We start from the raw sequence: 14,600 nt of genomic DNA, 5'->3' as shown, positions 1-14,600 counted from the left end.
ATGCCTAAGACCTGAGACCTGAGACCTGAGACCTGAGACCCGATATTCGGACAAACAGGGTCTAACGCTTTTCAGCATTGCATGTCTTCCTGGAAAGTGAAATACTGCGCGTTTGAGAAAGAACGAGATTGTCGGCGTGTGTCTACCGCTGTAATCATCTCGAAGGAGCGCGGAATGTTCTCGATTCGCTTCGTCGCAGTGTGTCTTCTTGGCGCCTGTGTGCTCACGGCTGGATGCGTCGGGCCATCGGACGTCGAGCCGGTCGAGACGGCCGAGATGCCGCTCAAGCCTCGCACGGTGGTGCCCATCGGCGCGAACGGCCTGGATCCCGCCCACTTCTGGGCGCCGGCGAACCGCACGGCGTTCCGGGCGCTCGGCGGCGCTGCGCTCACCGGCGCGGGCGCCGTCCTGGTCGCGACGCCGCTGCTCGGCACCGATGGCGGGAAGAGCGTGCTCGACTACACGGTGCGCTGCGCGCTGTCCTCGGATCAGGTCGTCTACGGGCCGGGCGGTGATGTGTTTTCCGGTGCCTTTGGATTCGCGCCGGGGTGGACCGGTCGTGCTCTCAACACCTCGGAGCAGCGCTGGGTCTCGGCGTGCATCTTCCAGCACCTGAACGGCTCCGGCGATCACGTCGATATCTTGCTGAGGGGCGGCCACCCGGTCCTCGAGTGTCCCCTGGACGAGGAGCCCTTCGTGGATTTCATCGTGCGGGACGCCACGATGTACGGTAACGCCTTCGCTCCTGGGCCCATTGCCGGGTTTGCCTGCATCGATCCCGATCTGACGGGGGAGCTCTCGAGGATCTCGCTGAGCTGCCCGCTCGACCTCAGCCTCCTCGCGCTGGAGAGGCTCTGCGGCCATCTGCCGACGTGCGGGATCGCCTTCGTCGGGCTCTGCGACCTGGCCTGCACGGAGAACGCTGCCGGCGACAAGACGTGCCACACGCTCCCGCTGCTCGGGCCGCTGCTCGGGCCGCTGCTTGGGGCGAGCTTCTCGGAGACGATCCGGACCGAGCTACGCGACGTCGATCTCCTCCCGCTCTACCCAGGTTGCGGCCTGCTCTGACCGGCGCTGGCCTGGTGACGGGCCGGCGGGAGGGGAGCTCGCCGCGCGCTGGCCGGCGGAAGCGCAGCTCGCCGCGCGCGCTCGCTACGTCCCGAGGCGCGTCTTCAGCTGCTGGATGGCCTCGGCGATCGCCTTGTCGTCGCGGAAGCAGCACGGGTCGGTGCGCCTGCACCGCGCGCCGTGCAGCACCTGCAGCTCGAAGAGCGTGCGCTCGTCGCCCTCGGCCGCGGCGCGGCCGAACAGCGCCCGCTTGCCGTTGCATGTGGCCTTGCGGAACGCGAACGTGACGCGGAGCGCGGGGGTCGCGCGCGCCATCACGGCGGGCCGCGCCAGGATCTCGCTGGCGCGCCGGGCCGCCTTCGTACCCCCGCGCGCGCGCGTGATGTCGAGCAGCACGTCCAGGCCGCCGCTGCCGAGCCGGTTCGTGAGCAGGTCGAAGACCTCGTCCGCCGCCGGATTGCCCTCCTCGAACGCGATGCCCGCCACCGTGGACAGGACCTCTTCGCGCAGGCCCCGGCTCAGGATCAGCTCCGGGTCGACCTCCGCCAGGGCCAGCATCGATTGCGCCCCGAGCACCCAGTTCCTGATCGCCACCGCCCGGCTGAGCTGAGCGCGCAGCCCCGCGGCGCCTCGGTCGTCGGCCTCGGGCGGCGCGCTCGCCGTCGTTGCCGGAGGCGGTGCTGCCGGCGCGGGCGGGGGCTCCACCACGGAGGCGGGGGCGGGCGCCGCCGTGGTCGCCGTGGGCTGCCGGAGGACGAGCCAGATCGCGCCGCCGATCGCGAGCACCGTCACGGCCGCCAGCGCCGCCGCGAGGGGCACCCAGCCCGCCGAGGGCGTGGACCGGCGGTGCGCGTGCGCGAGCAAGGTCTTCCGGGGCCCTGACCAGGCAGGCGGCGCCTGGGCTCTGGGAGCCGCCTGGGCCCTGGGAGCCTCCTGGGCTGCGTGCGCTCCCTGGGCTGCGTGCGTCCTTTGCGCGGCCTGCGTCCCCTGGGCTGCGTGCGTCCTTTGCGCGGCCTGCGTCCCTTGGGCTGCGTGCGTCCCTTGGGCTGCGTGCGTCCTTTGCGCGGCCTGCGCCTCCTGAGCGGCCTGCGCCCCCTGGGCTGCGTGCGCCCCCTGAGCGGCCTGCGCCCCCTGGGCGGCCTCCGCCCCCGCCTCCGCCTGCGCCCGGCTCTCGACCGCCGCCGGCGCCGTCGCCCGCGCGAGCGCCGCGAGCCCATCGTCGAGCGCCGCGATCGCGTCGGCCGCCGTCTGATAGCGGAACGACGCGTCGTGTTCCATGAGCCGCGCCACGACCTGCTCGACCTCGTAGGGCACCACCAGATCCGGAGCGCGCAGGCGGAGGGCCGGCGGGCCATCCGGGCCCTGCTGCTTGAGCCGCTCCACGATGTTCTTCGTGTCGAAGGGGTGCCGTCCGGTGAGCATCTCGTAGAGCACGAGCCCGAGCGCATACAGGTCCGCGCGCGCATCCACCGCATCCATCCCGCGCAGCGCCTCCGGCGCCAGGTACGCGAGCGTGCCGAACACCTCGCCGGCGCTGGTGAGGGCGGGCCTCGGGCTCGTCGTCTCGCGGCGCTGGCTGGACAGGAGATCGACATCCACCTTCGCGAGCCCGAAATCGATGAGCCTGACCTGGTCGTGCGCGTCGAGCAGGATGTTCAACGGCTTCACGTCGCGGTGGACGATGCCCTTCTCGTGCGTCGCCGAGAGCGCAGACGCGAGCTGGCGCGCGATGCGGAGCGCTCGCGCGGGCTGGAGCCGCCCCGCCGCGATCACGTCCTTGAGCGGCGTGCCCTCGACGTATTCGAGGATGAGGAAGAACGACGCGTCGTCCAGCTGGCCGAAGTCGATGGCCGCGACGACGTTCGGGTGCCGGATGTGGGCGCCCGCCACGGCCTCGCGCTCGAACCGCGCCACGAGCTCCGGCATTCGCCGGGCGAGCGGCCTGAGCAGCTTGATCGCGACGTGCTTGCGGAGGTGCACCTGCTCGCCGCGGTAGACGGCGCCCATCCCGCCCTCCCCGATGAGCGCTTCCACGCGGTAGCGCCCCGAGATCAGGCTCCCGATCAGCGCGTCGCCGCCCGCGCCGCCGGCGTCCGCCGCCTCGACGCCCTCGGCGAGGACCGCCGCCTCGACGTCCTCGGCGAGGGCCGAGCTCGAGAGCTCCTCCACGGGCCCTGTGGCCGGCGCTCCGGCCCTCGGCACCGTGAGGTCCTCGATGTAGGCCGAGCCGAGCGGCTCTTCGGATCGCGGCGTCTCCGGCATGCGGCGCAGGATATCAGGTCGGCCGGCGCTGCGGGGAACGGGCGCGGCGCTCCGGCCGGGGGGTGGACGGCAGCGCGCGCCCTCCGGCGGCGCACCTCACAGGAGGAACGACACGCCGAGCGAGAACGCGGGATACCCGAGCCGCATCGTGAGCGTGATGTTCTCCGTGAAGTGAAAGCGACCTCCGACGGATAACACCGGCGAGACCCCGGGATACGGATCGCGCCCCAGGTCGCCGAGATAGAACGACAGCCCCGGCTCGCCGAAGACGGACCATCGCCGGTGGAGCCAGAAATTCCACTGCATCACGACCGAGCCGAACAGGTAGTTCGACGCGTCCCCGTACGTGTCGACCTCGGTGCAGACGCGCGTGCCCGCAGGCCCGTTCTCGAAGCGCCTGCAGTCGCCGCGGTAGTTCCCGTTGCCTCCGTAGTGGATGCCGTCGATGCCGAAGCCGATCCCGACCGAGTCGTTGATGCGCTTGATGAAGCCGTCGGGCGCGAGCTCGATGGTGGCGCGGAAGCCGGCGCCGACGCCCGTCCCGACGCCGGGGCCGAGCGGCTCGAACGGCGCGATGAGCAGGTGCGGCTCGAGCTCGACCTTGTAGTCGGGGCGGTCCCCTGGGCGCTTGATCGTCATCTGCGCTTCCCCGACCTCGGCCCATCCGACGGTCAGCGCCACGAACGAGAGCGCGGCGGCCAGCAGGCGCGGCGCGCGAAGCTGCGATGTCATCGCTGTCTGCATGGTCTCGGTCTCCTCAGCATCCGCCGCACGCGAGCGCGCGGTCCGTGCACAGGACCGGAGCCTCGCCGTCGGGGCAGGTGACGCGGCACTCGCCGCTCACGTTCTCGCAGAACACACGGCACGAGCCCCGGCACTCGATCTCGCAGGTCCCCACGTTCCGGCAGGTCACGACGCTGCTCGACCCGACGCTGACGCCGCACCGGCTCGTGTCGTGGCACTCGTACCGGCAGCCGCGGTCGCAGATGGCCCCGCACGACGCGGTGTTGTGGCAGTTGAGATCGCAGTCGTCGCCGCAGGAGGACGAGCACTCGTTGACGTCGAAGCACTCGAACGAGCACCCGTGCTCGCAGACCGCTCCGCAGCGATCCATCTGGAAGCAGCGCTGGTCGCAAAAGTCACCGTCGCAGCCGAGGTAACACTCGTCTCCGTTGGAGCACTCGCACGCGTCTCCATCGACGCAGGCGCCGCTGTTCCAGCAGCTCGCCAGGCAGAGGCCCGCGAAGAGCATGAGCAAACATAGTGCATAGAAGCGCATGGCCGGGCCAGCATACCGAGGCGCCCGGAAATTGTCACCAAATCCGCGGATGTGCGCCTGCTGCCCGGCTCACCACCGCGTCCAGCGAGAGATTCGTCGCACCCGCGTGAAGCGTGTCTCGTCGCTGGCGAGCCCGAGCCGCTCCGCGATGTGCGTCCCGAGGTGAGGACCCCAGCCGCCGTCGTCGAGCGGCGCCTCCGCGTCCGCGCCGAGGTTGTATTCCCAGCACTGCGCGTAGTGCTGGGTGACGTTCAGGAACTCGAGCGCACAGTTCCCCGGGTGAGGGTCGCCGTCGAAGTCGTGGGACGACCACCCCGAGAGGAAATGCGCGACGTAGACGTCGGCATTCCCCGAGACGTGCGCGGGGCGGAGGAGCTTCATGGTCGCCGAGTCGATGCCTTCGGCGGTCGCGCGCATGGCCTCCTCGACGGTCCCCTCGATATCCTCGATCTCGTCGCGGTACTCTCGACCGACGAAATAGAGCGAGCCCCGGTAGAAGTTCTGCGAGGTGTCCGGCTCTCCCCGGGTCCCGAGCCGCTCGGCGTAAGGGATGTTCCAGAACGGAAGCGTCGCTCCCGCCTCGGAGCCGACGCTGTTGTAGACGAGCGCCCAGCCGCCGCCGTCCGTCGCCAGATCGCAGTAGGCGGGGAACTCCGGCTCTGGGCCGGGCCCGTCCAGATCGAGGAGAACGACGCCGCTCGGCAGGCCGGGGGGAACGTCGGCGCACCTCGGGTAGACGCACCCCTGGTTGGCCACGCCGTCGCAGTCCTCGTCCTCGGCGGTGTCGCAGCGCTCGGACGCCGGCAACACCTCTCCGGCGCACGGGCCGTATCCGTCTCCCTCCTCGTCGCAGGTCCTCACGCCGCCGCGGCAGGCGCCGCGGTTCAGCGTGTCGGGCGGCCCGCCGTAACAGCCGTCCTGGCTCCCGGGCTCGCACGGCCGCCCGCCGCCCCCGCTCGCCGTCGAGCCGCCCCCGCTCGCCGTCGAGCCGCCCCCGCCGGCGCTCGCCGAGGCGCCGCCCCCGTCGCCTCCGGCGCCCTCCTGCTCGAACCGCCGCACCTTCGTCGAGCAGGCCGGCACGGCGGTGAACAACACGATGGCTGCGCAGCAGGCTCCTGCGACCGGACCTCTGCCGAGCACCATGCGACCTCCGGGGACACGCGCGCGCACCACGCGGCCTTATACACGAGCCGCCTCGCCGCGTGCATCCGCCGCGCGCGGATCGCGGCGGGGGGGCGGAGCCGGCGCGGCCGCGGCGCCGCCGCGCGACCGTTACAGGGCCAGGGCCCGGGCCGGGGCCTGGCCGCTTTGCAGCGCGAAGGAGATGGCGCTCTGGAGGGTGCTCTTTGTGATGACGCCGGCCAGGTCGAGCCCGAGCCCGACGAGCGTCTGGGCCACCGCCGGCCGGATGCCGGTCAGGATGGTCCTTGCGCCGAGCAGCTGCAGCGCCCTCGCGGTGTCGACGAGCGCGGAGGCGACCCGCGTGTCGATCTCCTTGAGCCCTGTCACATCGAGGATGACGATCTGCGTCTGGGTGGACTGGACTCCGTCGAGCGCGACCGACATCACCTGGCCGATCCGCTCCGAGTCCATCTGACCGATGAGCGGCATGACCACGATGCGATCGGTGATCGGGATGAGCGGCGTCGACATCGCCTGCATCGAGTCACGGAGCCGCGCGAGCGTCCGCTCGAACTCTCCGAGCAGCTCCCGGTAGGACGTGACGTCGTGGGCGGTGCCATAGACGAGGCGGCTCGCCGGATCCTCGGCCGCGTCCAGGTGCGCGGTCCACGCGAGCCACTTGTAGGAGCCGTCCTTGCACGCGTAGCGGTTGTCGAAACGGATGGTCGTGCGGCCCTGGAAGAGGGCGGTGGCCTCGGCGACCGTGGCCTCGCGGTCGTCGGGATGGACGAACTCGATGAACGGCTTTGCGGTCATCTCCTCGGGGGACCAGCCGAGGGTGCGCTCCCAGGCCGGGTTGGCGTGGCGGAAGTACCCGTTGACGTCCAGGGTCACGAGCAGGCCCACCGAGACCCGGAACAGCCGCTCGTACACTTTTGCGAGCTCCGCCACCTGCGCGAGCTGCTCTGTCCGCTCGCGGTCGCTCGTCAGGTCGAGCGCCGTGGCATAGATGAGGCGCTCCGAAGGGGGGTCATCCATGTCCACACGGGCGGACCAGCCGAGCCACCGGTACGACCCGTCCTTGCAGACATAGCGATTGTCGAACCGGAATGTCGTGCGACCCTCGAACAGGGCGGCGGCCTCGGCGAGCGTGGCCTCCCGGTCGCCTGGGTGGACGAACTCGATGAACGGCCTGGCCCTGAGCTCGTCGAGCGACCAGCCGAGGGTCCGCTCCCAGGCAGGGTTCAGATCGTGGAAGTGGCCGTGCGCGTCCGCGGTAGCCAGGAGCCCCGCCGACACCTGGAACATCTTTTCGTGGCTCAAGCCCATATCTTCCCCTGTGCCGGCGGCGCGCGCTCCTCGTCGCGACCGCCCGCTTCCTGCGATGTCCCTGCCCGGATGCAGGTGAACGTTGCTCACGCCGTCTGGCCGGAGCGCGCAGGCGCTCGCGTCCAGGCAGCGCGAAGTCGACCCCACCCGTACGTCGAAGCTTGCTTGTCCACGAGATCGATTTTTATGTCAAGGGCGTCGCTGCAGGCGCCCAGAGCCACGAGGAGCGGCCGGGGCCGGGTGTGCGTGTGCGCCGCTGGCTGGCGCCCACTGTCGGTGTCGGCGCGGTTGCCAGGCCCTGGTGAGGCGGGTAGGGTCCGCGCCCAAAGGAGTGGACCATGACCGTCTCTGCGATTTTCAACCCGGCGCGCTGGCGCGAGGTCGACGGGTTCTCGTTCGAGGATCTCACCTATCACCGCGCCGTGGATCAGGGCACCGTGCGCATTGCGTTCAACCGGCCCGAGGTGCGCAATGCCTTTCGTCCCCGCACGGTCGATGAGCTGTACACCGCGCTCGAGCACGCGCGCACGACCTCCGACGTGGGCTGTGTGCTGATCACCGGCAACGGGCCCTCTCCGAAGGACGGCGGCTGGGCGTTCTGCTCCGGCGGCGATCAGCGCATCCGCGGGAAGGACGGTTACAAGTACGAGGGCGAGAGCGCGGGGCAGGCGGATCCGGCGCGGCTCGGTCGACTCCACATCCTGGAGGTGCAGCGGCTCATCCGGTTCACGCCGAAGGTCGTCATCGCCGTCGTGCCCGGCTGGGCGGCCGGCGGCGGCCACAGCCTCCACGTGGTCTGCGACATGACGCTGGCGAGCCGAGAGCACGCGATGTTCAAGCAGACGGACCCGGACGTGGCGAGCTTCGACAGCGGTTATGGCTCGGCGCTGCTCGCGCGGCAGGTCGGCCAGAAGAAGGCGCGGGAGATCTTCTTTCTGGGGCTCGACTACACGGCGGAGCAGGCGGCGGCGATGGGGATGGTCAACGCCGTCGTCCCTCACGCCGAGCTCGAGGACGAGGCGCTGCGCTGGGGGGCGATCATCAACTCGAAGAGCCCGACCGCGATGCGGATGTTGAAATACGGTTTCAACCTGCCTGACGAGGGGCTCGTCGGACAGCAGCTCTTCGCCGGCGAGGCGACGCGGCTCGCTTACGGTACGGACGAGGCTCAGGAAGGCAGGGATGCTTTTCTAGACAAGCGCCGTCCGGATTTCAAGCGCTTTCCCTGGCACTACTGACAGCGCCGCTCCGTGGGGTCGCGGTCGACCCCCCTGGAGGGGCCGGCGAACGCGCGTAAAGATTCGAAAATAGACAGGAAATATGGGGAGAATCGCGGGCGCGGGGCGCGGATCCTGCGATCCGAACGTTTGGGTTTACCTGTAAATTTTCGTCTTTGGTGTACGAGTGCGACGTGTCCACGGTGGCGGCGCCTCCAGCGACGCCGCAACGCGTGATCTCGATGACGCCGCGATGCGTGATCTCGAGTTGACGAGGTCAGGTGATCGTACCGCTCCCGGAGTGCATGTCTGCGCTTGACAATCACACCGGCTCCATTGATGTTTGCGCCGTCGTAACGTTCCGTGCGCATCGTCCTCTGCTGCACGGCTGTCAACTTCATCCGGAGATGCTCATTATGCTTTTTGCTTCTAGGTCGGCTGGTTGGAAGCGCTCATGGTTGTCCTTGGGAGGGTCGCTCCTTCTGGCGCTCGTGGGCGGCCTCACCGCCGTTGGCTGCGGCGACGACAACGCCTCGAACGGTTCGGGCGGCGCGGGTGGCGAGGGGGCCTCGGGCGGCACGGGGGGTGCGGGGGCCTCGGGCGGCACAGGGGGTGCGGGGGCGTCGGGCAGCACGGGCGGCGCCGGTGGCGAGGCGCCGGTCGAGACGGTGCCGCCTTCTGGCACGGAGCTGATCCGTGTCAATCAGGTCGGGTATCTCCCGAGCGCCGCCAAGGTGGCCACGGTCGTCGCCGCGGCGGACAAGCCGCATGCGTGGGAGCTCGTCGACGCAGCCGGCGCGGTGGTCGACAGCGGGGCGACCCGGGTCGTGGGCGACGACGCCGCCTCCGGCGAGCACGTGCACACCATCGACTTCAGCGATTTCACGACCGCCGGCGAGGGCTACAAGCTCCGCGTCGGCGAGGTGTCGAGCCATCCGTTCGACGTGAGCCCGACCCTCTATTCTCAGATGAAGTACGACGCGCTCGCGTATTTTTATCACAACCGCTCCGGCATCGAGATCCTGGAGCAGTACGTCGGCCCGAGCCATGCCCGTCCGGCGGGGCACCTGCCGGACGAGGCGCCGTGCGCCGACGGCATCGGCTGCACGTACTCGCTCGACGTCACCGGCGGGTGGTACGACGCCGGCGATCACGGCAAGTACGTGGTCAACGGCGGTATCTCCGCCTGGACGCTGCTGAACCAGTACGAGCGGTTCGTCGCGCTCGGGTCCACGGCCGGGGACTTCGGCGACGGCAAGCTGAAGATCCCCGAGAGCACGAACCAGATCCCCGACATCCTCGACGAGGCCCGGTGGGAGCTCGACTTCATGCTCAAGATGCAGGTGCCCGCGGGCGACGCCAACGCGGGCATGGTGCACCACAAGATCCACGACGTGGAGTGGACCGGCCTGCCGCTGGCGCCGCACGAGGATCAGCAGCCGCGATTCCTGCGGCCGGTCAGCACCGCGGCGACGCTCAACCTGGCCGCCACCGCGGCCCAGGCCGCGCGCATCTGGAGCGAGCTCGACCCCGCGTACTCGGCGAAGTGCCTGGAGGCCGCGAAGCGGGCGTGGACCGCGGCGAAGGCGAACCCGGAGGTCATGCCGAACGAGGGCATGGTCGTGGGCGGCGGCGCCTACGGCGATGGCGAGCTGAGCGACGAGTTCTACTGGGCGGCAGCCGAGCTCTTCCTCACCACGGGCGACGCCGCGTACAAGGCCGAGCTCGCGGCGTCGCCGTACACCGAGGAGCTCATCGGCGTGGACGGCACGTTCAGCGCCATGACCTGGGGCCAGGTCGACGGGCTGGGCGCCATCTCGCTCGCCGTGGTCGAGGCCCAGCACGCCGCGGCGGAGCGCGAGGCGGTCCGGACCCAGCTGGTCGCGCTCGCCGACAAGTACCTCGAGATCATCGGCGCGGAGGGGTACCGGGTGCCCTTCAAGGCGGACCAGAGAGGGTATCCCTGGGGCTCGAACTCGTTCGTGCTCAACAACATGCTGGTCCTCGCCCTGGCGCACGACTTCACCGGCGAGCAGAAGTACTTCGACGGCGTGGCGTCGGGCGCGGATTACCTCCTCGGGCGCAACCCGATGGACAAGTCCTATGTCTCCGGCTACGGCGAGAGCCCGCTCGAGAACCCGCATCATCGCTTCTGGGCTGCCCAGATCGACCCCGAGTACCCGTCCGCTCCGCCCGGCGCGGTGTCCGGCGGGCCGAACTCCGGGCTGGAGGATGACGTGGCGAAAGCGGCGCTCGACGAGACGGAGGAGCGCGCGAAGTGCGTCCCGCAGAAGTGCTACATCGACGACATCGAGGCGTGGTCGGTCAACGAGATCACCATCAACTGGAACAGCCCGTTCGCGTGGACGGTGGCCTGGCTCGACGAGAAGGCCAAGGCGAGCGCCCAGTGATCTGGAAGCGCCGCGCGGTCGCGTGACCGCGCGGCGCATCCCCGCCGCACCGACAGCACACGCGTTCCCGCCCCGCAGGCCGCCCGCGGAAAGGACCGCACCGCGCGGGTCGTACACGCGGCCCCGCCGCGCCCGTCGTGCACGCGGCCCCGCCGCGCCGGTCGTGCACGCGGCCCCGCCGCGCCGGTCGTGCACGCGGCCCCGCCGCGCTCACTGAGCGATTGGCCGCGACAACCGTCCAGCTTCTGCTAGATTGCGCGGCTTTCATGAATCCAGAATCAATGCTCGACGCCTTGCCCGCGCCGCTCGCGGGCGCGCTCGCCCACCGCGGCTTCACCTCCCTCACCTCCGTTCAACAGGCCGTACTCGCCCCTGAGCTCGCCGGACGCGACCTCCGCGTCTCGTCGCAGACCGGCTCAGGAAAGACCGTGGCCATCGGCCTCGCGCTCGCCCCCCGCCTCGAGCGCGTCCTCGCCGAGCGCGCCGCCGCGGCCGCGCCCGACGGCGCGCCCCGGGCCGCCGCCGCCCCGGCCGCGGTGATCATCGCGCCGACGCGCGAGCTCGCCGCGCAGATCGCCGGCGAGCTCAGCTGGCTCCTCTCGGCCATCGGCGTGCGCGTCGCCTGCGTCACCGGCGGCACGAGCTTCGGCGCCGAGGCGCGCTCGCTGCGCCGCGACCCGCTCGTCATCGCCGGCACGCCCGGCCGCATGGTCGACCACCTGGAGCGCGGGACCATCGATCCGCGCGGCGTCCTCACCCTCGTGCTCGACGAGGCGGACCAGATGCTCGACCTCGGCTTCCGCGACGAGCTCGAGGCGATCGCCGGCAAGATGCCCGAGGACCGCCAGACCCACCTCGTCTCGGCCACCTTCTCGCGCGAGGTCCGCGCGCTCGCCGACCGCTTCCAGCGGGACCCGGTGAGCGTGCAGGGCACGCGCCCCGGCGCGGCCAACGTCGACATCGCGCACGTCGCCCACCTCGTCTTGCCGTCGGAGCGCGACGCGGCGCTCGTGAACCTGCTGCTCCTCGCGCCCGGCGAGCGCACCCTCGTCTTCGTGCGCACGCGCGAGGGCGCCGCCGAGCTCGCGGACAAGCTCACCGCGCTCGGCCTGCCCGCGCGCGCCCTGAGCGGCGACCTCGAGCAGCGCGAGCGCACGCGCACCCTCGACGCGTTCCGCTCGGGCGCCGTCACCACCCTCGTCGCCACCGACGTGGCCGCGCGCGGCATCGACGTGCCTGAGGTCGGGCGCGTCATCCACGCCGATCCCCCGGGCGACCCCGAGATCTTCACGCACCGGAGCGGCCGCACCGGGCGGGCGGGCCGCAAGGGGATGAGCGTGCTGCTCGTCGCGCCGTTCGCCCGCGAGCACGCGCTGAGGCTGTTCCGTCGCGCGCGCGTCGAGGCCACGTTCCGGCCCGCCCCGTCGCCGGAGGACGTGCTGCGCGCCGCCGACGAGCGGCTCGCCGCCGAGCTCGCCGCCGCGCGCCGGGGCGGCGCGGACGACGCGGTCGCGGAGGGCGAGAGCGATGCGGTCGCGGGCGACGCGATCGCGGAGGGCGTGAGCGATGCGGTCGCGGACGACGCGGTCGCGGACGGCGTGGTCGCGGAGGGCGTGAGCAACGCGGTCGCGGAGGGCGCGCGCGAGGCGCGCGAGCCCCGCGCGCCGTCGGGCCCCGCGCCCGACGCGCGGCTCAAGCAGCTCGCCGCGCGGCTGCTCGCGGACATGGACGCGACCGAGCTCGTTGCGGCCCTCCTCGCGCGGGCGAAGCACACCGGCCCCTGCGCTCCGCAGCCCGTCACCGCCATCGCGCCGCGGTCCGACGCGTTCGCGCCGCGCGGCCGCCCCGCCGCGCCGCCGTGGTCCGGGGGCCCGCCGCGCGGCCGCCCCGCCGCGCCGCCGTGGTCCGGGGGCCCGCCGCGCGGCCGCCCCGCCGCGCCGCCGTGGTCCGAGGGCCCGCCGCGCGGCCGTCCCGCCGCGCATCGCGCCGACGGCGAGCAGTCCCCGCGGCTGCCCTTCGTGCCTTTCCAGGTCAACTGGGGGGAGCGCCACGGCGCCGATCCCCGGCGCCTGCTCGCCCTCGTTTGCCGCCGTGGCGGCGTATCGAGCCGTCAGATCGGCGCGATCCGGATCGGCTCCACCGCGTCCGTCGTCGAGGTGGCCTCCCCCGCCGCGCCCGATTTCGCGCGCGCGGTCAACCAGCCGGACGCGCGCGACGCGCGGATCCGGATCGTCCGCGCGAGCTCGATGCACGTCGACTAGGCGGGCTCGGCCGTGCGCCCCGGCGTCGGAGCGCACACGGACGCACGTGGCTCGACCGCGCGCGGATCCAGCGCAGATCGAGCGTGGATCCGGCGCGGCGCACCGCGACGCGCGCTCGAGCTCGCGCGATAACGACAATCGCCAGCAAGTGCAGGGGTTTCCTGATTTATCGGGGACCTCAGGTGTTGTACAAACGCCGGGTGAACCGAAGCCCCAACATCAAGCCAGCCATACGCCGTCTTGCGAGCCCGGCCGCAGTGCTCGCTGCATTGGTCGGCCTCGCCCTCGCCGGTTGCGGCGGCACCGTGCCTCCGCCGAACGACCAGCTCGCCGCGTCCCAGGCCGCCATCCGCGCGGCCGACGAGGTGGGCGCCGAGGCCGATCCCCAGGCCACCCTCCACCTCAAGCTCGCCCGCGAGCAGCTCGACAAGGCCAGGCAGCAGATGGCGGCCGAGGACAACGAGTCCGCCCTGCGGCTCCTCGAGCGCGCCGAGGCCGACGCCGAGCTCGCGCTCGCGATCGCCAAGGCGCGCTCCACGCAGGCCCAGGCGCAGGAGGCGCTGAAGCAGGTCGAGAAGCTGAAGCAGGCGGGGGTCCAGTGATGCGCGAGGTGAAGGTGATGGCTTCTGGAGTGAAGAATCTATCGTTGCGGGGCCGGTCGTTCGCGCTCTGCGCCGCGCTCATTGCGGCCTCGGGGTGCAGCGCGGCGATCCCGCCGAAGGAGCTCGTCGACGCCCGCGCCAGCTACACGCGCGCGGCCCAGGGCTCCGCGGCGAGCCTCGCGCCCGCCCAGCTCGACACGGCGAAGCAGGCGCTCTCCCGCGCCGAGGGGGCGTTCAACGAGGACGCCGAGTCCCAGCAGGCGCGCGACCTCGCCTACATCGCCGATCGCAAGGCGCGGGAGGCCGAGGCGGCGGCGGCGTTGCAGCAGGCGCAGCGCGACAAGGCCGCGGCCGAGGACAATTTCAAGGAGCTCTCGCAGCAGCAGCTCGCCACCGCGAAGGACGCGCTGCAGAGCGGCCAGCAGCAGATCGAGCGGGAGCGCCAGGCGCGCGCCCAGGCGGAGAGCGCGCGGCTCCAGGCGGAGAGCGCGCGGTCCCAGGCGGAGAGCGCGCGCTCCGTGGCCGAGAAGGGGCGCCAGGAGGCCGAGGCGGCGCGGCGCGAGGCCGAGCGCGTCGCGAACGCGGCGCTCGCGAGCCTCAAGGAGATCGCCGCGGTGAAGGAGGAGAAGCGCGGCGTGGTCATCACGCTCTCCGGCGCGGTGCTCTTCGCCTCGGGCAAGTCCGAGCTCCTGCCGATCGCCAAGGAGAAGCTCAACCAGGTCGCGACCACCCTGAAGGACCAGGGGTCGCCGCCCATGCGGATCGAGGGGCACACCGACTCGACCGGCTCCGCCCAGGCGAACCGCAAGCTCTCGCTCGATCGCGCCGACTCCGTGAAGGCCCACCTCGTCAGCGTGGGTCTGCCCGCGGACAAGATCTCGACCGTCGGCCACGGGCCGGATCGCGCCGTGGCGGAGAACTCGAGCGCCGAGGGCCGCGCCAACAACCGGCGCGTCGAGATCATCGTCAATCCCACCTCCGCGCAGTGAAGCCGCCGAGGGCCGCGCGCCTGCCGGCGGCCCTCATGTTCCGGTCCGACCCTCACCTCA

At 71.6% G+C, this 14,600-nt stretch carries 11 protein-coding genes; 6 read left to right on the top strand and 5 right to left on the bottom strand.

Features of this window, described 5'->3' with window-relative positions:
• Positions 1 to 174 precede the first annotated feature (174 nt).
• On the top strand, positions 175 to 1,068 hold the full coding sequence (locus WMF36_RS28820) for a hypothetical protein (protein ID WP_437573975.1): 894 nt from the start codon (positions 175 to 177) through the stop codon (positions 1,066 to 1,068).
• An 84-nt stretch (positions 1,069 to 1,152) separates the two neighbouring features.
• Here WMF36_RS28820 and WMF36_RS28815 read toward each other — a convergent pair whose 3' ends face one another.
• The 5 genes from WMF36_RS28815 to WMF36_RS28795 form a co-directional block, all read right to left on the bottom strand.
• Complete coding sequence (locus WMF36_RS28815; protein ID WP_437573974.1) at positions 1,153 to 3,330, bottom strand: protein kinase domain-containing protein; 2,178 nt, start codon at positions 3,328 to 3,330, stop codon at positions 1,153 to 1,155.
• 96 nt (positions 3,331 to 3,426) lie between these two features.
• Positions 3,427 to 4,062 carry a hypothetical protein gene (locus WMF36_RS28810; RefSeq protein ID WP_437573973.1) on the bottom strand — a complete coding sequence of 212 codons (636 nt, stop codon included), beginning with the start codon at positions 4,060 to 4,062 and terminating at the stop codon, positions 3,427 to 3,429.
• Between the two features lie 25 nt (positions 4,063 to 4,087).
• A complete protein-coding gene (locus WMF36_RS28805) occupies positions 4,088 to 4,582 on the bottom strand; it encodes a hypothetical protein (protein WP_437573972.1) in 495 nt (164 codons plus the stop codon).
• A 96-nt stretch (positions 4,583 to 4,678) separates the two neighbouring features.
• Positions 4,679 to 5,704 (bottom strand): fibrinogen-like YCDxxxxGGGW domain-containing protein, encoded by a 1,026-nt coding sequence (locus WMF36_RS28800; protein ID WP_437573971.1) that lies wholly within the window; start codon positions 5,702 to 5,704, stop codon positions 4,679 to 4,681.
• A gap of 177 nt (positions 5,705 to 5,881) precedes the next feature.
• A complete protein-coding gene (locus WMF36_RS28795; RefSeq protein ID WP_437573970.1) occupies positions 5,882 to 7,054 on the bottom strand; it encodes a PAS domain-containing protein in 1,173 nt (390 codons plus the stop codon).
• A gap of 344 nt (positions 7,055 to 7,398) precedes the next feature.
• On the opposite strand from WMF36_RS28795, the gene WMF36_RS28790 reads away from it, so the two are divergent.
• The 5 genes from WMF36_RS28790 to WMF36_RS28770 all read left to right on the top strand — a co-directional run bounded on the left by WMF36_RS28790 (position 7,399) and on the right by WMF36_RS28770 (position 14,540).
• On the top strand, positions 7,399 to 8,298 hold the full coding sequence (locus WMF36_RS28790) for a 1,4-dihydroxy-2-naphthoyl-CoA synthase (protein WP_437573969.1): 900 nt from the start codon (positions 7,399 to 7,401) through the stop codon (positions 8,296 to 8,298).
• A 437-nt stretch (positions 8,299 to 8,735) separates the two neighbouring features.
• On the top strand, positions 8,736 to 10,688 hold the full coding sequence (locus WMF36_RS28785) for a glycoside hydrolase family 9 protein (RefSeq protein WP_437573968.1): 1,953 nt from the start codon (positions 8,736 to 8,738) through the stop codon (positions 10,686 to 10,688).
• Positions 10,689 to 10,954: 266 nt separating this feature from the next.
• Entirely contained in the window at positions 10,955 to 12,949 is a 1,995-nt protein-coding gene (locus WMF36_RS28780; protein ID WP_437573967.1) for a DEAD/DEAH box helicase, read from the top strand.
• A gap of 257 nt (positions 12,950 to 13,206) precedes the next feature.
• On the top strand, positions 13,207 to 13,551 hold the full coding sequence (locus WMF36_RS28775; protein ID WP_437573966.1) for a DUF4398 domain-containing protein: 345 nt from the start codon (positions 13,207 to 13,209) through the stop codon (positions 13,549 to 13,551).
• Positions 13,552 to 13,568: 17 nt separating this feature from the next.
• On the top strand, positions 13,569 to 14,540 hold the full coding sequence (locus WMF36_RS28770; protein WP_437573965.1) for an OmpA family protein: 972 nt from the start codon (positions 13,569 to 13,571) through the stop codon (positions 14,538 to 14,540).
• Positions 14,541 to 14,600: the final 60 nt, after the last annotated feature.

This window comes from Sorangium sp. So ce887 (assembly GCF_051521455.1).
Taxonomy (GTDB): Bacteria; Myxococcota_A; Polyangia; order Polyangiales; family Polyangiaceae; genus Sorangium.
Note: the sequence above shows the minus strand (reverse complement) of the source record. Positions and strands in the feature narration are given on the sequence as shown.